The 21,058-nt window shown below is 32.9% G+C and carries 16 protein-coding genes and 1 pseudogene; 7 read left to right on the top strand and 10 right to left on the bottom strand.

Translation table 11 applies throughout. The features are described 5' to 3' along the window. Window position 1: 1 nt before the first annotated feature. Window positions 2–3,271: a UvrD-helicase domain-containing protein gene (locus tag ABWU56_RS04580; RefSeq protein ID WP_353281141.1), complete on the top strand. Its 3,270-nt coding sequence runs from the start codon at window positions 2–4 to the stop codon at window positions 3,269–3,271. A 59-nt stretch (window positions 3,272–3,330) separates the two neighbouring features. Here the strand turns inward: ABWU56_RS04580 and ABWU56_RS04575 are convergent, their stop codons facing one another. The 6 genes from ABWU56_RS04575 to dnaG all read right to left on the bottom strand — a co-directional run bounded on the left by ABWU56_RS04575 (window position 3,331) and on the right by dnaG (window position 10,795). Beyond that, entirely contained in the window at window positions 3,331–3,732 is a 402-nt protein-coding gene (locus ABWU56_RS04575; RefSeq protein ID WP_010401557.1) for a cytochrome c-type biogenesis protein CcmH, read from the bottom strand. Beyond that, window positions 3,716–4,729 carry a hypothetical protein gene (locus ABWU56_RS04570; RefSeq protein WP_064085306.1) on the bottom strand — a complete coding sequence of 338 codons (1,014 nt, stop codon included), beginning with the start codon at window positions 4,727–4,729 and terminating at the stop codon, window positions 3,716–3,718. The genes ABWU56_RS04575 and ABWU56_RS04570 overlap by 17 nt, the downstream gene beginning before the upstream one ends. A gap of 7 nt (window positions 4,730–4,736) precedes the next feature. After that, complete coding sequence (locus ABWU56_RS04565) at window positions 4,737–5,084, bottom strand: ferredoxin family 2Fe-2S iron-sulfur cluster binding protein (protein WP_006013713.1); 348 nt, start codon at window positions 5,082–5,084, stop codon at window positions 4,737–4,739. Window positions 5,085–5,321: 237 nt separating this feature from the next. Continuing rightward, window positions 5,322–7,529 (bottom strand): DnaJ domain-containing protein, encoded by a 2,208-nt coding sequence (locus ABWU56_RS04560; RefSeq protein WP_353281140.1) that lies wholly within the window; start codon window positions 7,527–7,529, stop codon window positions 5,322–5,324. A gap of 135 nt (window positions 7,530–7,664) precedes the next feature. Then, window positions 7,665–8,963, bottom strand: coding sequence for a Na+/H+ antiporter NhaC family protein (locus ABWU56_RS04555; protein WP_353281138.1), 1,299 nt, complete (start codon window positions 8,961–8,963; stop codon window positions 7,665–7,667). 98 nt (window positions 8,964–9,061) lie between these two features. After that, window positions 9,062–10,795, bottom strand: coding sequence for a DNA primase (gene dnaG / locus ABWU56_RS04550; RefSeq protein ID WP_010401576.1), 1,734 nt, complete (start codon window positions 10,793–10,795; stop codon window positions 9,062–9,064). A 145-nt stretch (window positions 10,796–10,940) separates the two neighbouring features. On the opposite strand from dnaG, the gene ubiG reads away from it, so the two are divergent. From ubiG to tsaB, 3 genes are all read left to right on the top strand, one after another. Further along, window positions 10,941–12,107, top strand: coding sequence for a bifunctional 2-polyprenyl-6-hydroxyphenol methylase/3-demethylubiquinol 3-O-methyltransferase UbiG (gene ubiG, locus ABWU56_RS04545; protein ID WP_064085277.1), 1,167 nt, complete (start codon window positions 10,941–10,943; stop codon window positions 12,105–12,107). 107 nt (window positions 12,108–12,214) lie between these two features. After that, window positions 12,215–13,345, top strand: a complete 1,131-nt coding sequence (locus tag ABWU56_RS04540; protein ID WP_064085278.1) for a cation:dicarboxylate symporter family transporter — start codon at window positions 12,215–12,217, stop codon at window positions 13,343–13,345. Continuing rightward, complete coding sequence (gene tsaB / locus ABWU56_RS04535) at window positions 13,345–13,950, top strand: tRNA (adenosine(37)-N6)-threonylcarbamoyltransferase complex dimerization subunit type 1 TsaB (RefSeq protein WP_353281136.1); 606 nt, start codon at window positions 13,345–13,347, stop codon at window positions 13,948–13,950. Before ABWU56_RS04540 ends, tsaB begins: the two co-directional genes overlap by 1 nt. Here tsaB and ABWU56_RS04530 read toward each other — a convergent pair. Further along, window positions 13,920–14,504, bottom strand: coding sequence for an AAA family ATPase (locus ABWU56_RS04530; RefSeq protein WP_250120390.1), 585 nt, complete (start codon window positions 14,502–14,504; stop codon window positions 13,920–13,922). The two genes, tsaB and ABWU56_RS04530, sit on opposite strands and share 31 nt — an antisense overlap. Window positions 14,505–14,739: 235 nt before the next feature. Here ABWU56_RS04530 and ABWU56_RS04525 point away from each other — a divergent pair, with 235 nt between their 5' ends. Next, complete coding sequence (locus tag ABWU56_RS04525; RefSeq protein ID WP_139686912.1) at window positions 14,740–15,450, top strand: class II aldolase/adducin family protein; 711 nt, start codon at window positions 14,740–14,742, stop codon at window positions 15,448–15,450. A gap of 190 nt (window positions 15,451–15,640) precedes the next feature. On the opposite strand, the pseudogene ABWU56_RS04520 reads toward ABWU56_RS04525, so the two are convergent. The 3 genes and pseudogenes from ABWU56_RS04520 to ABWU56_RS04510 form a co-directional block, all read right to left on the bottom strand. Continuing rightward, window positions 15,641–15,866, bottom strand: a pseudogene (locus tag ABWU56_RS04520) (transposase); the annotation flags it as partial. A gap of 44 nt (window positions 15,867–15,910) precedes the next feature. After that, on the bottom strand, window positions 15,911–16,870 hold the full coding sequence (locus ABWU56_RS04515) for an IS5 family transposase (protein WP_341815149.1): 960 nt from the start codon (window positions 16,868–16,870) through the stop codon (window positions 15,911–15,913). 138 nt (window positions 16,871–17,008) lie between these two features. Then, window positions 17,009–18,163, bottom strand: coding sequence for a Bcr/CflA family efflux MFS transporter (locus tag ABWU56_RS04510; protein ID WP_264375474.1), 1,155 nt, complete (start codon window positions 18,161–18,163; stop codon window positions 17,009–17,011). Window positions 18,164–18,312: 149 nt separating this feature from the next. On the opposite strand from ABWU56_RS04510, the gene ubiE reads away from it, so the two are divergent. Together ubiE and ABWU56_RS04500 are read left to right on the top strand one after the other, a co-directional pair. Next, window positions 18,313–19,011, top strand: a complete 699-nt coding sequence (gene ubiE, locus ABWU56_RS04505; RefSeq protein WP_264375475.1) for a bifunctional demethylmenaquinone methyltransferase/2-methoxy-6-polyprenyl-1,4-benzoquinol methylase UbiE — start codon at window positions 18,313–18,315, stop codon at window positions 19,009–19,011. A gap of 182 nt (window positions 19,012–19,193) precedes the next feature. Further along, window positions 19,194–20,891: an ABC transporter ATP-binding protein gene (locus ABWU56_RS04500; protein WP_353281134.1), complete on the top strand. Its 1,698-nt coding sequence runs from the start codon at window positions 19,194–19,196 to the stop codon at window positions 20,889–20,891. Window positions 20,892–21,058: the final 167 nt, after the last annotated feature.

The following is a 21,058-nucleotide window of genomic DNA, read 5'->3' as shown; positions in this document are numbered from 1 at the left end:
AATGAGATCAAATACCATAAATCCTAACTTCTCTGTATGGGTAAGTGCATCAGCTGGTACAGGTAAAACAAAGATCTTAATAGACAGAGTATTAAGACTTCTATTAGAGAATAAGAGAAATATTCTCTGCTTAACATTTACCAATGCTGCAGCAAATGAAATGGAGGATCGCATTTACAGTACACTTAGTAAGTGGGCAATATGTCCAGAGGGTATATTGGTCACAGATTTAGAACAATTAGCCCAGTGTGTGACCAGAGAAAATAAAGATTATTTAACAAGAGCAAGAAGGCTTTTTTCTGAACTGGAAAATATTGGTCTTAATATTCAAACTATACACGCCTTTTGTTACAAATTAATCTCCAGCTTTCCTACAGAAGCTGGTATCGCTCCAAATTGTACGTTGAGCGAATGTAAAGAATTGCATTCCATCGTATTTGAAAAAACGCTTCATAATGAAACTGTGCAGGACGATATAAATATCATTGCAGCTGAAATTGATGAAAACAAGCTGAGTGATTTACTCTATACCTTATGTATAAAGAGATCAGCTCTAGAAAATAATTTAGGGTATATCAAAGATAAACTAAGTGCCCCAGATAAGATTCACGATTTACAGAGTGAAACGATTGAGCAGATAAAAAGATTAGCTAAAATATTAAGTGAGGGCAGCAAAAGAGATCAGAATTACAGTGCGATACTTTATGATTGGTGTAATAGCACAAAATCGTCCGTACCAAATGTTGTCATCCCAGTGCTTGACACTGGGATCCAGAAAAAAAGAAATATGGATCCCAGTGTCAAGCACTGGGATGACAACAAGATAGAGAACTTAGCTAAAGTATTTCTCAAATCAGAATCGTACGAAAAAAAGAGCATATCATCCATTATAACAAAGGGTGCTTTGGAAAAATTTGAAGACGTAGAGCAAATGATAGAAAGCATTCAAAATGCATTGTTTACCCATGTAAAGGATATAAATTCTTATCAAATATTCGCAAGAACCAGTAGTTTACTTAGTATATTTAAAGTATATGTTGATCTATATAATAGTGAAAAATCAAAGAATGCACTGCTTGATTATGATGATATCATCAATTTAGCAACAAATCTCCTTAGCAATCCAGGCTATAAAGATTGGATATTGTTTAATCTAGATCAAAAAATAGACCACATTCTTGTTGACGAGGCACAAGACAATAGTATCAGTCAATGGAAAATTATAACAAATCTCTGCAATGAATTTTTTACCGGTGGTGACGAAAAGAGAACTTTATTCGTTGTTGGAGATGTAAAACAATCAATTTACAGATTTCAAGGAGCAAATCCCCATCTATTTAATTACATGCAGCAATATTTTCACACGAAAACCGGTGGCAGAGATTGGGTATCATGTCAACTTGAAAAGTCATTTCGCTCAACTCCAGAAGTTTTGATGCTTGTAGACAGAATATTTAACAATTTTCGTGAAGAAATATCTTTCAATGATAACAAGATAAAACATATTCCATATAGAGAAAACGATCAAGGGTACATTGAAATCTGGCCGTTACTGCCAAGGTATAAAGAGGAAGAGCAGCAAGCCTTACAAATTCATTTAATACAGAGGAAAGATTATGTAGTAACAGATCGATTACTTGCTCAGGCAATAGCCCAAAGAATTCACAATTGGTTAAACGAAGGGCGGATTTTAGTCGCCAAAGATCGTCATATAGAACCAAGGGATATTATGATTTTGGTACGGCAGCGAAATGTGTTAGTTGATTACATAATAAGTGAACTAAAAAAAGTAAATGTACCAGTTATAGGACGAGATTATTTTAGAATTATGGATTACATAGCTGTGCAGGACTTAATAGCTTTAGCTGAATTTTTGCTCCTCCAGGCAAATGATCTTGCTCTTGCAAATGTTTTAAAATCACCGCTATTTAACTTTACTGAGGACGATTTATTCAATATTGCATATAATCGTAAAGAGCAGTCATTGTGGGAAAAAATTCATGATTATCATGAGGTTATTTATAGCGAATTAAACTATCTGATTAACTTATCTCAGACAAAATCCCCTCTTACATTATTCACGCATATATTACGCACAGGTAAAAAGAAATTTGCTGCAAGGCTAGGTCTTGAGTGCTTCGAGATTCTAGACGAATTTATGAACCTCGTATTGCAATTTGAGCACCCATCTCTTCAAGCATTTGTTCAGTGGATCAAAGAAAATAATCCTGAGATTAAAAACGATATGCAATCAGAACTCAATGCTGTACGAATAATGACAATTCATAAATCAAAAGGTCTACAAGCTCCAATAGTGTTTTTAGTTGACACAAATACAGTACCAAGAAACAGCGAAAATATTTTGTTTGATGCAACGGAAGCACCATTTTGGTGTGGCAAAAATAGTAATGCTTATTGTAATCAAGTAAAAAGAGAGAAAAAACTAGAGGATTATAACGAATATTTGCGTTTGCTGTACGTGGCACTTACGCGTGCTGAAGATGAGTTATACATTTTAGGCAAAGAGCCAGTGCAAAAGGGCTCTTGGTATGATCTAGTTATTCAATATGGAGCATTATATGAGAGGAAAAAACTATACTTACAGCCGATATTTAAAGAAAAAGTTGAAGTGCTATGCATGAATGCAAACTACCCTTCTATTTATAAAAAACGTGATTATTTTGATGTTCCAGTGATTTCACCTCCATCAAACCTATCAATGTCATTGCAGCACGTAACGCTGGAACCTGGAGAAAAAAAGCCAGTGTCAAGCACTGGGATGACAGATGAGAATGCTGGAATGACAAAAAGGAGCATTGGGACGACAGACAGCTATGCAAGAGGCTTAATAATTCACAGTATATTGCAATATATGCCCAAGATAGAGAAAGACAGGAGAAAAAATTGGGTTAGGAAATATCTTGATAGCATAAACACTAGTGAAGATAAGGATGAAATTTACAGCAAAATATTAACCTTTAATGAAAAATATGATTACCTGTTCGACTTGGAGGGCAAATCAGAAATTCCACTTAGTGGAACAATTGACGGAAAACCATTATTAGTGCGGCTAGACAGACTGTGTATAACAGAAGACAAAGCAATCATAATTGACTATAAATCACACCATAACGTTCCTATTTCCTCATCAAATGAAATAAAAAAGCAAATGTTGATCTATAAAACCTTAGTGCAAGAAGTCTACCCAGATAAGCAGGTAGAGTGCGTGGTTATTTGGATGGAAGATTTAACCTTACAATCTTTGATCTAAACTCAAATGTTCTTATAGTAGCTACTTGCATTTGTTGTAAACTCACTTTTACTCTATAGTTATCTTTTTACTACTTTATCTATTTTCTGAACTGATTTTCGTATTAGAAAACATCCAATAAGAAGAATTATAAAAGGAATAAACCATAAAATGTAGGTACTAGATTTTACAGGTGGTACAATGATAATTGAATCTCCATAAGAATTTTTTAACTCTGAAACTATTTGCTCGTTAGTATATCCATCACTGATCTTCTTGCGAATTGTCTTACGCATACCATATGCAACTTGAGACTCAGATTCGGATAATAATTCACCAGAGCATACTGGACACTTTATTACTGCAAATAAGCTACTTGCTCGCTCTTCCATGCTTTCGTCTCTTAGTTTATCATCCAAAGTAAAAGCATTTATGCTTAAATGGAATATCAATGTAAAAAGTAAGCTAATTACTATTCTCATTCTTGGTGAATTGAGTGATAAAATCAGTAGTGGATAATTTTCCAATAAAGCCTGAACCTACATTATTGTCGTACTTTATTGAAAATTGAATGTCGTTATCAGTGATTTTTTCTGATAAGGAAGATATTGATTTTTCCAATTTATCTGCAGTCTTTGAATCATTAGTCATAAACGAAATTAATTCTTTATAATTTGATATGGCTACATTGATTTTATCTTCAAATGAAGATGTAACTAAATTGTAATTACTTACTCCACCATTCGCAGCAATAGAAAAGTTATTACTCTCAATCAAAAATTTTTCTATGTTGAAATTAATCTTAGAAGCTGAAATATGGTTTACAAATTCATAATCTAATTTAGCGTCGACACTAAGGTAATTTTCAGGACTTGCAGTATGTTTATAACGGTAAGTATAAAAATCAAATTCTAGTTTAGTATTTTCATTCAGTTCTTTATCAAAGTGAAATTGAATGTAATTACTTTTATCATTCACTTCAGTTATAACACTTTGCTGATTTTCTAAAACATCACATTTTAATCCATAATCTTCGTAACGAAATGTATCTATATAGTCTATTACAGTGCTATTTCTGTTGAATTTTAATGAAGATAGTAAATCATTTAGTTTAACAACAAAGTGGCTACTCACGTGTGTGTGACACTTTATATTCTTTTTCTCATCACTACGGACAGCAATGTTTACTTTATTGCTTGGTATATAGATATATACTGACTTATCAAATAATCTGTTTTTTATCACTAAAGCTTCAGATGAAACAGTTAATTGCTCATTAGAAAATTTTGGATTCGTTACACGAAAAACTAGGTTAAAAGGAAATCCCTTAAAATCATGTGAAATATCAACTTTTTCGTCATTAATGTAATCAGTTAAAAGACTTTTTACCTTAAATGCAGAAAAATACCAAAAACCACTATACGCTAGAGGAATAAACAAAGGTAAGGAGATGAGAATATAGATAAAAATTTTACGCATTATCCTCTTATTTATCTAATGATATATTTCTTGTACCTCTGGGCACGGTTACGCACAAACCGTCAATATCTTTTGTGATTTTTATTTGGCATCCAAGCCTCGATGTCTCTGTTAAACCGAAAGCTAGATCCAGCATATCATTTTCCTCATCAGATATAGGATTATGTGTTTCTACAACATCATAAAATTTTGGATCAACAATCACATGGCATGTAGAGCAAGCAAGAGAACCTTCACATGCACCTTCAAGCAGATCTGGATCACTTCTATGGGCTAAATTAAGAAGAGTTTCTCCCTCTGCAGCTTCATAACTTTTCTTACTTCCATCAGGTAAAATAAAAGTAACGGATGGCATACTATTAAAATCTCTACTAATTTCTCTATATTCTACAAATAATAACTAATATTTGCAAACTCTTTGTAATTCCATTGCCTATCTCTTGTCATCTATATTCCTATCAAGAAAGTAAGATAGATACCACCAGCATCTCACAGAGTTGCAAGTATAGAATTTTCTTAGTTTTAGATTTTACTAAATATATTACTGAATTAACATTATTAAACTTGATCTGCCATTTCTTCTGATCTTAAGTTATAATTTTACTAATGCCATTTGATTAATTGCAACTTCAGCATTGCTATCTTTCAATAAATTTGCAGGACTATTACAATGGTATATGATTGCAGCAACAACAAGACAACAAACTCCAATTCCTATCCCTAACGCTAACATTCCTGAGTAAACTGCAATAGCTACTTCTAAAGCAACTCCTACTACTGCTAACGTAGAAGCAACTATGATAGAAGTATTACGACACTTAATACGAAGCTCATTTAGTTTATCTAATGCAGTAGTACCATCTTTATATTTTAGCTCTCTTAGTACATCTTTATTTTCACATTTGTTAAGCAACTTCCAAGCATAACTTAACCTTGACGCTTGACCATAAAACCCCTTCTCAACATATTCAACCAAGAGATCAAACGGAGTTTCACCTTGGTCATTTTTAACATAAAATCTCGCACCTGCACTCACAAGTGATTCAACTTTGCAAAGCATTGACTTATCGGAGTGCAACTTTCTTAAAGCATGATGTAGAGCTGTATCCCCACTTTCATCTTGATAGTCAATTTTATTTTTATGTAAAAAGCAATCAAAAATCTTTTCATGAAAATCCCATTCAACAATTTTATTTAAGGCATAACTTGAAATCCGTATGTTACTTTCTAGCAGAAGATCTAGAGCTCCTTTATGATTACAATCAACAACAATATTTACTAATGTACCTAACTTACTAGTACCATTTAGATCTTCCAGTTTATCTTTATGTTCGCTAAGTAACCTCACAACTAAATCTAGCCGTTGCAGTGGACTACGTGAGTCACGACAAATAAAGTCATAAGTTCCATCAGCATTTCTCTCAGAACTATGCCTATCATAAAAATGCATTCTGACATAGTCAACCAAGAGATCAAATGGAGTTTCACCTTCACGATTTTTAACACCAAGCCTTGCACCTTTACTAAGAAGGAATTTGGCAAAATTTGTCCATTCATAATCTTTATAATGAATACTTTTTAATATACAATGTAAGGCTGTGTTACCGTCTTCATCACCTAAATATGCAATATGTATGTTATTTTTGGTCAAGAGATTAAAAATTTCTTTGTGATGCTTACTAGCAGCAAGTTTGACCAGTTTATTCAATGCAGAAGTACCTTGTAGTTTCTTCAGCTCATCAATTTTACAACAACTAAGCAACGCTGAAACATTATTCAATCTTTTTATTTGTGCTTGAGGACAGAAAGATTCCTCAGCATAGTTAAGTAAGAGATCAAATGGAGTTTCACCTTTGTCACTTTTAACATCGAGCCTTGCACCGTTGCTAAGAAGTGACTCGACAAGAATTTGGTATTTCGATTCATTCCTATCAAGCCATTTTAATGCATGATGTAAAGCTGTTTTTCCTTCTTCATCTTTATACCTGACATCCATTTCATTAATGTATTTATTAAAAAGGAAATCTAAAATCTTTTCAGAGCAACATTTAGCAGTAATACCCAAATAAGAATTTAGTGATACTTTGGTTCCTTCTCCATCTAAGAGCTTAAAAATTTCTACATGATCATACGCAACAGCAATTTGTGCTAGAGATGTAATGTCATCAGTAGCAATTATAGCTTCTCTCATTATAGAGCTACAATATTTAAAGTTGCCTGACTTGATCTCTTTGGCCAACTTAATACAAGTCAAGAAATAGGATAGTCTTTTTTCTAATTCATTAATCTTTTCAGTTTTATCTATTCCGTTTTTTTGCTTTTTAATCTCTTTTACTTTCTGATGATACGTATCAGTTATTTCGTTAAGAATGCTAGATTGCCTTAATATTACATTGATTTCAGATGTAGATTCGTGCAAGTCAGACATGTCTTTGAGTATTTTACTTATCTTTTTATAAAAGTCACTCTCCTCTTCCCATGTAGGTTCCGTCTCAAAAGTTTGTTGATTAGGATCCTCTCCTCTATCGTACTGGCTTTTTTTTGTTTGGTCAGATAACACTGTGTATGCTGCTGATATTTCCTTGAATTTTGTCAATTTCTCTTTAAGTTGAGCTCGTTCATTTTCTTCCGATTGTAGTAGCGTTCTGTTCTTCTTTTCTCGTTCTAGCTTATCTAAAGCTTTTACTTCCTTATGCAATTTATCTGTATGAAACTCACGTGCCAATTTGTAATATGCTTTTTTTATCTCACCGTGAGTAGCATCTCTTTTTACTCCTAATATTTCATAATAATCAGGCATTTGTTTCTCCACTATTTTGATACATTTTTTATAACATTAGTAATACTATGTCTTTAAAAGAATTGGTACTATATAAGTATTTTAGCAAATATTATAATATTTATCAACAAATTGAGTGAAAATTTAAAGAGTTATTTATGGTAATTGAGGAGCTACAACCGCACGACGTCTGCCGTTAATAACTATTTCACCTATCGCAACTGCTGCAAAAACAAAACAATAATATACTTTTGTTAGTACGATGATAGGTGACAGAGAGGCAATGCTGCTTGCTAGTAATACGTGAGAACCATAAGGTAAGATACTTTTTGTGATAGAAGTAAATATCTCTAATAAGTACGCACTACGGTGTGGTGCAATGTTATATCTTTGCGCAAGCCTTTTAGCAATATTACTAGTTAATAAAATAGCAACAACATTGCTGGAAACTAAAATAGTAAACAGAGATGATATTCCTGCAATCATAAGTTCAGCTTGACTTCTTGTGAGATTCACCTCATCGGTGAATTTATCTATCTTTTTCTGACTGTATTCGTACATTAAGTGGCTTAATCCACTACTGAAAAGAATAAATATCATTACCTCATTCATCTTATTAAAACCCCTACATATATCATGAGAATAATCAATAATAGAATAATCAAAAAAAGCTATTCCTAATATTCCAGCAACAACCATATTAACAGCTAATGTTACCAGAGTATTTATTTCAAATAAACCCATAATTATTAAAGATATATAAGGGATAATTTTGACTATGGATAAATAATTCAGACTTGAGATAGAAACAACTTCTGTACTATTTGAAATTATTACTAGATAAATAAGTATTATAAGACCTGTAACAGATCCTGTCTTGAAAGTGAGTTTTATTTTATCCTTTACTGAAGCTCCTTGTGAAGAAGTAGCAGCAATAGTAGTGTCAGATATCATTGAAAGGTTGCTGCCAAACATAGACCCACCTATCACAGCTCCAACGCCCACCGCACAATCAAAAGCTCCATTTTGTGCTAGATTCACAGCTATTGGTGTTATAAGTGCAATAACTCCGATTGATGTGCCTATTGCACTTGCAATAAACGCAGAAATTAAAAACATTCCAGGAAGTAATAATTGTGCTGGAAGAAAGCAAATAGTTAAGCTAGCAATAACATTTATACTACCAAGCGATTCAGTAACAGTAGAAAATGCCCCAGCAAGGAGAAAAATCAAACACACGGTAAGAGTAGTTTTATTACCCATACCTTTTATAAGAGTATCAATACTATGTTGAATTTTGTTTTTATTGAATAGAACAGCAAAAAATAATGCTGGTAATAAGCAAACTAACGGTGAAATTTGATGAAGAGGATTGCCAAGTCCGATAAAAGAAAAATAAATACCACTTCCAAGGTATAAAGCTAGAAAGATAATGAGAGGAAGAAATGCAAACACTTATCGTAGTTGAACAAATCGGAAGTATACTAGAACAAGCTATTTTAAGCAATCATCAATATATTGTTTTTCTACCAATTTTGAACATCTTAAGCCATCTACTTTTGAATAAATTCCATTTGCATTTCTTGTATACTATCCTCTATTTGCTTTATTTGTTCTATTAGCCTTTCCTCTAAGTCAAAATTACCGCCCAGCCTTGCTTTAATTTTTTCTTCTTGTAATACATTTAATTCTTTCCGTAATACTATGTTATTCCAGACAGTTTCTGCCGATCTCTTCTCACTTAATTGACTATTTAGTACGCTAGTTTTTTCAAATATAAACTTTATAACACTAGACTCCTGTAGCAGAATTTCTTTATTAAAGTTGCTCTCATTAGTTACCATATTAATTACGCACTGTTGTAATTTTTTCATCTCATTAGTAAATTCGAAATGAGAAAATTGCTCAAAAAATATAGGACGGTTCAAGATTTCAGGAAATTCTACGGCTATACGCAAAATTATGGCCTGATTTTGCTCTGCTTCAATTAGCTCTGGAGATTTATTGTAAAGATACTCACCTTTTGTTGCTTTGCTATTAAAAATCAGCTTTTTAAAGTTTCTTCTTAATTCACTGACCTTATTGTAAAAATAATCTCTATAATACCTTCTAATACTGCTGTTACCGATAGCATTGACATATTTCATGAACTTGTGCTCAAGAATTGAATATTTTTCCGGAGCAAATTTTTCATAATTTTGCAAATTGCTACCAATTATGTGATGCCATAAATATTCAGAGTGCAGTTCTGTTGAGCGGTTAAAAGCGGATAGTACATCTTCCGTCTTATATTCTAGTTCATTGCATATATCGTATGGGTCCTTGTTGCTTGGCAAAGTCACGAACTTCAATGTGTATCCAGGCTCCAGTATCGGCAGAACAAGTTCTGCAATTCGAATAGCAGCATGACATCCAGGACTATCGCCATCCATACAGATAGAAATTTCTTTAGCAAGTTTCCAAAGATTTTTTATCTGCTCTGCAGAAATTGCGGTACCAAGCGGAGCAACTGTATTGCTAATTCCCGCTTGATGTAGTGCTATTACATCCATATATCCTTCAACAACAAATAGATGCTGTTTTTTGCGTATTTCACTCAAAGCAAAGTTTAATCCATATAAATTTTCTCTTTTCTTAAAGAGCTGACTCTCTGGGCTGTTTAGATACTTCGGCTGTTGCTCAGAGTTCAGCGCACGTCCGCCAAAACCAATAACTTTGCCCGTGATGTTGTGTATAGGAAATATCAGCCGATCATAGAAATAATCACGAGAATTCTTATTTATTAACCCAACATCGATCAAAATCTCGTCTTTAATACCAGAGGAGTTCAAATATTCCTTCAAGCCAGAACTTGGTGCATAACCTATCTTAAATTTATCTATGATTTTGAGTGAGATCTTGCGCTGCCTTAAATAAGCCATAACACCTCGATTTTTCTGCGCGAACCAACTTGCAGCTAAATTCAGTGCTGAAAACAGTTTGTCATTTTCTTTAGCAAAGCTGAGGTTTTTGGGTAACTCAACACCTGCAACAGATGCCAATTTTTCCAACGCTTCCTTAAAACTTAAGCCCTCAGTTTGTGAAATAAATTCAAACGCATCACCATGAGCTGAGCAACCGAAACAGTAATATAAGCCCTTAACATTGCTGACCGAAAAAGATGGAGTTTTTTCGTTATGAAATGGGCAGAGTCCAACAAAACTATCTCCTCTTTTTATTAACCTAACTTTTTTTCCTACTATGTCGGACAACAATAATTTTGACTTTATAATATCTATATGATCCATTTTACCGAATGAGTAGTGGTAGGATAAAAATTATATAGAATTTATGCATATCTGACTCGAAATTTATTCAGAAAGATCAGGAGAGCTTGACAAAAAGCTCAAAATAAATTACCCATATAAATACCCTTAAGTTGCAATTTCTTATATGTCAGATGTGATATCAGTTGCTTCAGACCACGCAGGTTATGAACTAAAATCAGAAATAAAGGCTTACTTGGAAACTTTAGATTATACAGTGATAGACCGTGGCTGCACTGCTGAACAAAAGAGTGTAGACTACCCTGACTATGCTGCTGAAGTTGTAGAAGATATAACAAACAAAAAAGCAAATTATGGAATATTAATTTGCGGTACAGGTTTGGGCATGAGTACTGTGGCAAATCGTTTTGAAGGAATCTACGCTGCTTTATGTAATAGTGTTGAGATCGCAAAATTAGCTCGCGAGCATGGCAACGCGAATATACTGTGTCTTGGTGCAGGGTTTACTGCGAGTGGATTAGCAAAAGACATAGTCAAACAATTCCTCGAAACAGAATTTTCAAAAGAAAGTAGACATAAAGAACGCCTTGATAAACTTAGCAATATTAGCAAGAAAAAAACCACAAAAACTTATAATGAAGATGAAATATCAAAATTCGCTAAAATAGCAGGTGAATGGTGGGATGAGAATGGCAAGTTCAAGCCATTGCACATGATGAATCCTGTGAGAGTATCATACATCGTTGAGAAAATAAAAGAATTAAAAAAATGCGATTTAAAAGAACTATCATTGCTCGATGTTGGTTGTGGTGGTGGCATTTTGTCAGAGTCAATGGCGCGTATTGGTATTAGCGTTGCGGGAATAGATGTATGTGAGGAAAACATAAAAGTGGCACAGTCGCATGCGAAGAAAGTAGGGTTAAATATAGAATACACACACACTAGCATTGAAGAGCTAAGCAATGACAAGAAGTATGACGTGGTTTTGTTGATGGAAGTGGTTGAACATGTCGATAATTTAGAGTTTTTCATGAAAAAAGCAATAGAGCTGTTGAAGCCAGAAGGGCTAATTTTTATATCGACGATAAATAGAACTATTAAATCCTTCTGTCTTGCAATAGTCGGCGCAGAGTACATATTAAACTGGCTGCCAAAAGGCACACATAATTGGAATAAATTTCTCAAGCCATCAGAAATTGCAAATCATCTAAGGGAAAACAATGTAACACTACAAGATATGACTGGTATGGAATATAATGTAATAAAGCGTGAATGGAACTTGACCAAAGGTGTGGATGTTAATTATATACTTTGTGGAAACGTTGTAATTTGAAATCTCATTCAAGTACTAGAAGGTAATGCAAATGTTTTAGGCAGTTTTACTTTACTTAGCAGCTAATTTATCATATGTATTTCCATAGGATATCGCTATATTAGAATATGTTACAATTACTAACCTTACTTGCTGTTATCACTTCGGTTGTATTTTTTGGTCATCTAGTTCCAATGGAAGTGAAAACCTTCTTGTATTCAATAAGCCTTAGTATAAAAGAGATCTTACTATTTATAATGCCTTTTATTGTTTTTGCATTAATCTTTAGTAGTGTTAACAATCTTAAGCAGTCGGCTATAAAGTTTATATTGTTACTTATTATAACGATTTTCTTGTCGAATCTAGCTTCAAGTTTAATAGCTTATTCTGTTGGGCATTTCATCACACAAAACACTTATTCAATACAAGATATAACATATGAAGAAACAATTGTTCCTTTATGGTCATTTAGGATACCTGCATTGCTTTCTAATTTTTATGCCCTTGCTTGTGGATTTGTATTAAGCATATTAGTGTCCACAATATTACCAAAAAAAAGCAAAGAGCTCTCGAACAAAATGTTAGATTTAACTCTCTTTATTTTGAAGACATTTTTGACGCCAATTATTCCAATGTTTGTACTTGGTCTTGCTTTAAAAATGGAACATGATCAGGTTTTACCCATAATATTTAAGGATTACTCAATAATTTTTATTATTATATCATCTTCAACTTACCTTTATGTTTTTCTCTTATATGGAGCAGCAAATTCGTTCAAGATCACAAGCTGGATAGCTAGTATAGGTAATATGATACCAGCATTTATTACTGCAATGAGCACAATGTCTAGTAATGCAGCTATGCCGCTTACTCTTGAAGGAAGCAAAAAAAATGTAAAGCAGCATGATATAGCATCGTCTGTTGTGCCAATAACTGCTAGCTTTCATTTAGTAGGTGATTGCTTTTTTATTATAATACTATCAATGATAATGACTTTTGGTGGTGCATTGTCTGCAACAGACTATGTGACTTTCCTTCTCTACTTTCTGTTATTTAAATTTGCTATTGTTGCAGTTCCAGCGGGAGGAATTATGGTAATGTTGCCTGTTCTTGAGAAGTATCTTAAATTCTCTCCAGAGATGCTTTCATTAATTACAGCATTGTATATAGTGTTTGACCCAATAATAACTTCAGCAAATGTTATGGGTAACGGTGCGTTCACTATGATGTTTACAAAGCTCTATGATAAGCTTAAGTGATGTCCATTCTAGCAATTAATACTGTAGGTGCTGGTAGTTCAATAGCAGTAATTGATTACGATGGTAATTGTTTTGTAGAACGCAATTCTGCAAACAATAGCCATGCAGAATCATTTTTTCAAATACTGAATACTTTGTTTGATAAGCATAATTACAGCTACGATAAAATAGACCATTTAGCAGTGATAGTTGGACCAGGAAGTTTTACTGGAATCAGAGTTGGTATATCAACTGCACAAGGTATAAATCTTGCTACAAATAAGCCGTTATATGGGGTTAGTGCCCTGGAAGCTCAAGCATATGCAATATCGCTACTTTGTACAAATAGCAAAAAAAATATTAAAGCTATAATCGAAGATGATAAAAAGTTTTATACGCAGTTATTTGATTTCAATTTGTTACCGCTATCAAATCCTGCTGTAGTAAGTGAACTCCAGCCTGAAACGCACTGCATTACATATATGGATTGCAGTTTACCAAAGTTGGATGCTAGCCATGCAGGGCTATTAGTCCGTTATAGACTAAAAAATAAACAAAAATTAAATGGAGTTGAGGCTCTATATTTAAATGAGCCTCAGTATATGAAATCGTTGCCTATTGCGTAAACACTATTAATTTGGCCAAGTTTGTACATCTGACTTACTATTTCTTCTGCTACTTCTTTTATACTCATATTTGAATTTTCTACCTCTATAGCATTTTGTGGTACAAATAAATCTTCCTCCCTAAATTTAATACTATTTATATTAGTAACCTTCCTATTTTTTCTTTGCTTTTTTGATATAGTACGCTCTTGTAATATCAATGGATTGCACCTAAGTACTATAGGGAGGATTTTTGTGCTCATTTTTTTACTAAGTTCTACTACTGAGTTATATATTCTTATGTTGTAATCATTATTTTTAATTAATTCATCAACAAATATATAATTTTTTGAGTCAATAGGATAGGCTTCTATTGCCTGAAACATAACATGTGTAGTGTTATATATTCTATCTCGAGCTTCTTTGGAAGTTTGATTATATTCAAGTCCACTTACAATTACTGCATTTATCATACTAGATAATACTATTGCTGTAGAAAGTTTACCACTTCCTGGAAGACCAGTGATATATATGAAAAATTTTGTTAGCTGTTTTTTTATGTCAACGTTTATCATATTATTTTTAATATTAAAACCTACAATTATAATAACATAAAAACAAGGCTTTAAAACATATGAAATATTACATAAAAAGTCGCTTTTATAGTTAAAATACTATGTAATCTAGAAATGTAAACTCTAATCACCTAAGGCAAGTAAAAGTGCTTAGTATTTTAACGTAGGTTCACCTTTTAGTTTGTAATAAACTTTTTTTTACGTATAAATCTTTAGAAAATTTTAGTCAAGAGCTATGTTATTAACAAATAGTGAGTTGAAAAGAGACCTAGTTAACGCCTATCAAATTTTATCTTATCTTAAATTAGATGATCATACGTATACTCATCTCTCTGTACGTTCTGAAGATAAAAAGTCATTTTATGTTTATCCGTTTGGTATACGTTTTTATGAAGTAGATGAAAGTTCATTGATGAAAGTATCGTTTGATGGGAATATAATTGAAGGCAAAGAATATCAATATAATAAAACTGGCTATGTAATCCATGGCTTCATTTATCAAGCAAGGAAAGATATTCAAGCAATTTTTCATCTACATACACCTTCTATTGTAGCAGTTTCTTCTCTCAAGGATGGATTACTCCCAATAAGTCAGTGGGCGCTGCACTTTTATAATAAGGTATCTTACCATGATTATAATTCCCTGGCACTTGATGATACAGAAGGAAAAAGATTAATAGCTGATTTGAAAGAAAATTTTGTGATGTTAATGCGCAATCATGGATCTATAACATGTGGTCAGACTATACAAGAAGCAATGTTTTATACGTATCACTTAGAACAAGCTTGTAAAACTCAATGCCTGACGCTAGCAATGAATAGGGAGTTGTCAATTCCAAGTGAAGAAATTTGCTCAAAAGCCGTAAAGGATCTTCTGTCTTTCGAAAGCAATCTTGGTGAGAGAGATTGGCACGCATGGGTTAGGTTGATTAAAGGTAAGTTATAAAAGTTTCTGACTCTTCGATAGATATTAGATTTCTTGCATAACCAGCCAGTCTGAAATCCAATAATGGTTTCACACGCTGTAACTCTTCAATTCATGTAAGAAGTCTAATGTCTCCATCTCTACTTAAGTTAACACCCTTAACTAAGCAGATACAAGTAAATATAGCCCTTCCCATAATAGTCCAAAAAGGTCATAAGAAAGAAGAATCGACAGCATGACGAAAAGATTTGAATAAAGAAATGTTTTTCCTGGTTCTGTTTTTTATAGCAAACCAATAATGTTCAATTTTGTTAAAATCTGGAGAATATGGAGGAAGATATAAAATTTCTGCACCAACTCCTTTAGCAAATCTTATTAGACTTATGAAAAGTAGCATTATCAAGGATAACAGTTTGTCCAGGTTCCAAAATCGGTGTGGCTTTGTTGCATAGCACTGATAGGCATGTAAATCACAGTGAATTTACGCAGCTAATTTAAATTCAGCCATACCTATATCAGTAAATTTGTTCAATAAGTAGCACTTAATTAACAGCTCTTTTTCACGATTTACCTCTGATTTATTTTTCAAGCCAAACCCAAATATTTGCTTCAACCTATAGAAAAAGACTTCAATATAAGACCGTGCTCCATACTTAACTTTTTTCTTCCATTCATTAATACCATCTTCATAATTCTCATATGACCTAATTCTACTAATATACTTGTTTCTTTCTGATAAGTAGTCAGCTAAACAAATTTTAGTATCCTTCCTAGGGCGAATAATAGGCACAATATTGTATTTTCTGCATTCTTTATACACACTTTTTATATCATAAGCCGCATCTGCTCGAATAGAACAAATGTTATATTTATCACTGACTTCTTCTAACATATCGCAGACCGGCAAATAGTCTACAGCAACACCACTAGTGTAGTTCATGCTTATTGCTTTCTTATCATTTATGTTTAAAACAACATGTAATTTTCTTACTTGACCATAACCACTGTATTTTCTTTTTCGAATATTAAGCTTACTATGCCCACCGTTATTATTGTAGATACTAACTCTAGTGCTATCTACGGCAATTTCAACATTTTCCAGATCATCTTTATTGCTTCTATGGTCATCAATCTTCAAATTAAGCTTTTTAAATCTTCTGGAAGCTTGTGTATAGCTGATAATCTTAAGTTTTTTGCCTATTTGTACCATATAACCTTTTACAAAACCTACAGCTTGTCTCAAGCCAATTCTAAAAAGATGAACTATTATGTGTATTAAAATTACAACTTTATCACTATAAGTGTTATTGCCACCTGCAACTTTTGGACTATTTTCATACCAATTTTCTATGGCTTGATTAACAAAATGAAAAACATTTCCTCTTTTTTTGAGAAACTCGTTATATTCTCTTTGGTTACTTACTCTCATTTTTTGTGGCATAAGTTGTACTTGTTTGAAAAATGCCTATTTTACAACAAAATGCGTTAGTAGCCATATATTAAAAAGCTTTTCTTCTTACAATAACCTCAACCAACACTAGCTATGCAACAAAGCCAATCTGGGTTGTAGAAATAATGATTATCCTTCGTGTTTTTCAGTATATTTAAGTAAACTATATATAAGAATTGCAATTATAGAACATACAACTGTTAATAGTAAATTTGGTAAAATGCCATAAGAAAAGAATTTTCCTACTATGTATATTCCAATAGCCCCAAACATCATATTGCAAAATGAGAGAACTGCACTACCAAGCCCTATACTTTTGACCGTTTCTAAAGCAGAAGTTACGTTATTGCTGATTACGAGTGCAAGTCCTATATTGCTTGGAATCCAAAGAACTTGAAGAATAAGTACGTTCAATTTGTTCATGAAATAAAAATATACCAATAAACCATCAGATATTATTGGTAATACCAAACCTATGATTAGCATCTTGCTCACTCCTATTTTTGGTACGTACCTTCTGTTAATTAAAGTTCCAATTATGTAAAATATAACTATGATTGATATAAGATAGCCAAAATATTGTACTTTAACGCCCATTGATTCAAATATGAATGGATAGTTAGCAATATATGCCCAAAGCCAAATGAAAGTTAATCCATGAATGGCTGAAAACCCAAGGAAACGATAATTCCTGAATATTGATATATATTGCTTGAAGATATTGATTGCTATGTTGGTTTGATTTTTATTTACAGTGAGCGTTTCTTGCAGCTTCAAGTAAATAAAAATGAGCATAACAATTGCTGCAAATGATATGATAAAAAACAAAAATTTCCAACTATATCCATGTGAAATCATATAACTGCCTATTACTGGAGCTATTCCAGGTGAAAGCGCTACTACCATATTTAACTTTGAGATTACTCTTGAGTATTCACTACCTGAGTACATATCTCTGATTGCTGCATATCCGACAACGCCTGCAACACCAGCTCCAGCTCCTTGTATAAACCGGATTAATATTAAAAGTATAATATTATCAGCTATGCAACATACAATACTTGCCAAAGTAAAAATTGTCATACCAATCAGCATTATTAGGCGCCTACCATAATAGTCTGACAGTGGGCCATAAATTAATCCAGATATTGCAACTCCTACTAAATTTAAACTGATCGTAAGCTGCGCTATATTACCTTTCACCTTAAAATAGTTGGCAATACTTGGCAATGCAACTGAGTATAAGTCTGTTGCCATATCAACAACTGCTACAGATAATATCATAATAAGAGAGATGATATTTTGTGAAAAAGCTGTCGACACTAATGATTTACTGGATTAAATATGTTTAATTGTAGTATATTTTTCTCATTAGTATATTAATTTAACTGCTAAAGTTTAAAATAATTATGTAAGCAATCTCTATATAAAATATGGATAAATCACAACTAGTTAAAGAGGTTTTCGATTCTGTAGCAAATTGCTACGACATCATGAATGATATAATGAGTCTTGGAATGCACAGGCTATGGAAAGAGAAGATGGTAAGTAGTGTGCATTTTAAAAAGAACTCCAAGGTTTTGGATATTGCTGGAGGAACCGGAGATATAGCTATAAGAATAGCAAGAGGTGAACCAAGTGCTCAAGTTACAGTATGTGATATAAATCAAAACATGCTGGACAAAGGGCGTGATAAAGCAATAAATTCAAATCAGCTAAATTTCAATTGGGTATGTGCAAATGCAGAGAGCTTACCATTTGAAGATTCTGAATTTGATTATTATACAGTAGCTTTTGGTATTCGAAACTTTTCTGACCGTAAAAAGGCTTTAAGTGAAGCATATAGGGTATTGAAGCAAAATGGACAATTTGTCTGCTTGGAATTTGCCCCTATGCATTATCAAAATGAGATATTCACCAAATTTTATGACTTATACTCATTTAAAGTAATTCCTAAAATTGGTAGCATAGTTGCTAAAGATAAGGGTTCTTATGAATATTTAGTGAAAAGCATCAGAGAATTTCCAACTCAAACTAATTTTAAAATGGAAATTGAAGAGATAGGCTTTAAGAATGTTGAGTTCTATAATATGAGCTATGGAATAGTAGCATTACATATTGGAACAAAATGAATATTAAACTCTGGTCTATTCAGTAGTTTTTTTTGCTAACTTTCTGTAATTTCGCAGCGTTTTTCCTTCAGTAGAAATCAAGCTAAAGTTTCTTGAACGTATTGCTCTAACGAAGTACACTGTAAACTAATATTGTAACTTTTTCCTGAAGCTAAAATCTATATAATTAACTTAAAAATAAAATGCGATCTAACATTAAGCAGTTATTTTATTATATAAAACCTAATCTACATTATTTTACCGTAGCTTTTATTGCAGTTCTATTTTCAGCTTTAACGATTCTTCTTTTTGGTAGGGGCTTAAGCAACATAATTGATTCTGGCGCAGAGCATAACTTTACTACCAAGCTCGTAGTTTCAATACTGATAGTTTTAGGCATTTCTTTCACTGCATTTATTCGGTTATATTTCATTGGCATTGGCAGCGAGAAAGTTATCGCAAGAATCAGATACGACTTATATAGCAGTATCACTGACTTGCAACCAAGTTTCTTTGAGAACACAGGCGTACAAGATGTTATCTCAGCACTCATTACTGATACCTCTGCATTGCAATCGATAATAAACAGCAGCTTACTGACAATATTGAGGAATTTTGTGGTACTGACTGGTAGTGTTGCAATGCTGTTATACACAAATCTACATTTAACCGCATATGCAGCTGCAATAATACCCATACTGCTCATTATCATGACTTCACTTGGAAAAAAAGTTCGCAATTATGCACGCTTTGCTCAGGATAAATTAAGTGAGCTTGCATCATTTAGTGAGGAAAATTTTAGATCTATAGTAACCATTAAATCATTTGTACTAGAAGAAAATGAAAAAATTCGTTTTCAGAAACATCTAAACTCAGTATCAAAATCATACGTAAAATTAGTACTCTTGCGTGCTATTTTAGTAACTCTAGTTATCACGTGTGTGATAGGTTCGCTAGTTATTTTGCTTTTTTTTGGAATAAAAGAAGTCTTAAGTAATAATATGACCATTGGAGAACTCTCCTCATTTGTGTTTTATTCAGCGCTTGCGGCAGGAGCTATAAATAATTTGAGCGATAATATCAGTGATTTACAACGAGGTCTTGGAATAGTAGAGCGTTTGTTTGAGTTTACGAACATGAAAAGCTCTATAGTAAATGGCGAAAATCCTATAAGAATTAATAGTATTCAAAAAGAAATTTCGTTTAACGATGTAACATTTTTTTATGCTGATAAGCCAGCATTAAATAACGTATCATTTTCTATAGAGGCAGGCCAATCAGTATCAATTGTTGGACCATCTGGCAGTGGCAAGAGCACCATTTTAAAGCTTCTGCTCCGTTTTCACGATCCAAGTGAAGGCAGTATTACTATTGATGGACAGAATATTAAGACAATTGCGCTAAATGATCTAAGATCGCTGTTTGGCTTAGTACCACAAGATCACATGATATTTTCTTGCTCAATAATGGAAAATATACTATATGGTAAACCAGATGCTGAATATGAAGAGGTGAAGCAAGCAGCTATCAGCGCTTATGCGATGGAATTTATTGATAAGCTACCGGATAAATTTGATACATTTGTAGGAAAAAGAGGACTGAAACTTTCTGAAGGACAAAAACAACGTATTATAATAGCAAGAGCAATACTGAAAAATCCTCAGGTTTTAATACTGGATGAAGCAACTTCCGCCCTCGACTATAAAAGTGAAAGCCTAGTGCAAAAAGCACTTAGCAAGTTGATGCAAAACAGAACAACAATTATAATTACGCACAGGCTATCAACCGCACTCAAAACTGACAAGATTATAGTGATTAATTGCGGGAAAGTGGAAGAAGTTGGTACTCATGATTCTCTAATGAATAAAGATGGGCTGTATGCAAAATTGGCGAAGATATAGTAAAAACTGAAGGAAAATTTGAGTCATACTTGTTGGTTGTTATGCTAAATTTGGCAATCTGGTTATTAAATCTTTAATTATTTTGACCTATAATAGTTCTATAATATTTTTAGAGGATTATTATGATTCATATTCGTAACGCTTTGCCAAAACAGCATATGACTTCT

The sequence above is a fragment of the Wolbachia endosymbiont (group B) of Horisme vitalbata genome, from assembly GCF_964028625.1.
GTDB lineage: Bacteria > Pseudomonadota > Alphaproteobacteria > Rickettsiales > Anaplasmataceae > Wolbachia.
Note: the sequence above shows the minus strand (reverse complement) of the source record. Positions and strands in the feature narration are given on the sequence as shown.

Bases quoted from the DNA above. Each gene is read 5' to 3' on its own strand.
- ABWU56_RS04580 (WP_353281141.1), top strand. From the start codon at position 2: ATGAGATCAAATACCATAAATCCTAACTTCTCTGTATGGGTAAGTGCA.
- ABWU56_RS04530 (WP_250120390.1), bottom strand. From the start codon at position 14,504: ATGATAAACGTTGACATAAAAAAACAGCTAACAAAATTTTTCATATAT.
- ABWU56_RS04565 (WP_006013713.1), bottom strand. From the start codon at position 5,084: ATGCCATCCGTTACTTTTATTTTACCTGATGGAAGTAAGAAAAGTTAT.
- ABWU56_RS04540 (WP_064085278.1), top strand. From the start codon at position 12,215: ATGTTACAATTACTAACCTTACTTGCTGTTATCACTTCGGTTGTATTT.
- ABWU56_RS04570 (WP_064085306.1), bottom strand. From the start codon at position 4,729: ATGCGTAAAATTTTTATCTATATTCTCATCTCCTTACCTTTGTTTATT.
- ABWU56_RS04575 (WP_010401557.1), bottom strand. From the start codon at position 3,732: ATGAGAATAGTAATTAGCTTACTTTTTACATTGATATTCCATTTAAGC.
- ubiG (WP_064085277.1), top strand. From the start codon at position 10,941: ATGTCAGATGTGATATCAGTTGCTTCAGACCACGCAGGTTATGAACTA.
- dnaG (WP_010401576.1), bottom strand. From the start codon at position 10,795: ATGGATCATATAGATATTATAAAGTCAAAATTATTGTTGTCCGACATA.
- tsaB (WP_353281136.1), top strand. From the start codon at position 13,345: ATGTCCATTCTAGCAATTAATACTGTAGGTGCTGGTAGTTCAATAGCA.
- ABWU56_RS04515 (WP_341815149.1), bottom strand. From the start codon at position 16,870: ATGCCACAAAAAATGAGAGTAAGTAACCAAAGAGAATATAACGAGTTT.
- ABWU56_RS04525 (WP_139686912.1), top strand. From the start codon at position 14,740: ATGTTATTAACAAATAGTGAGTTGAAAAGAGACCTAGTTAACGCCTAT.
- ABWU56_RS04560 (WP_353281140.1), bottom strand. From the start codon at position 7,529: ATGCCTGATTATTATGAAATATTAGGAGTAAAAAGAGATGCTACTCAC.
- ABWU56_RS04510 (WP_264375474.1), bottom strand. From the start codon at position 18,163: ATGATATTATCTGTAGCAGTTGTTGATATGGCAACAGACTTATACTCA.
- ubiE (WP_264375475.1), top strand. From the start codon at position 18,313: ATGGATAAATCACAACTAGTTAAAGAGGTTTTCGATTCTGTAGCAAAT.
- ABWU56_RS04500 (WP_353281134.1), top strand. From the start codon at position 19,194: ATGCGATCTAACATTAAGCAGTTATTTTATTATATAAAACCTAATCTA.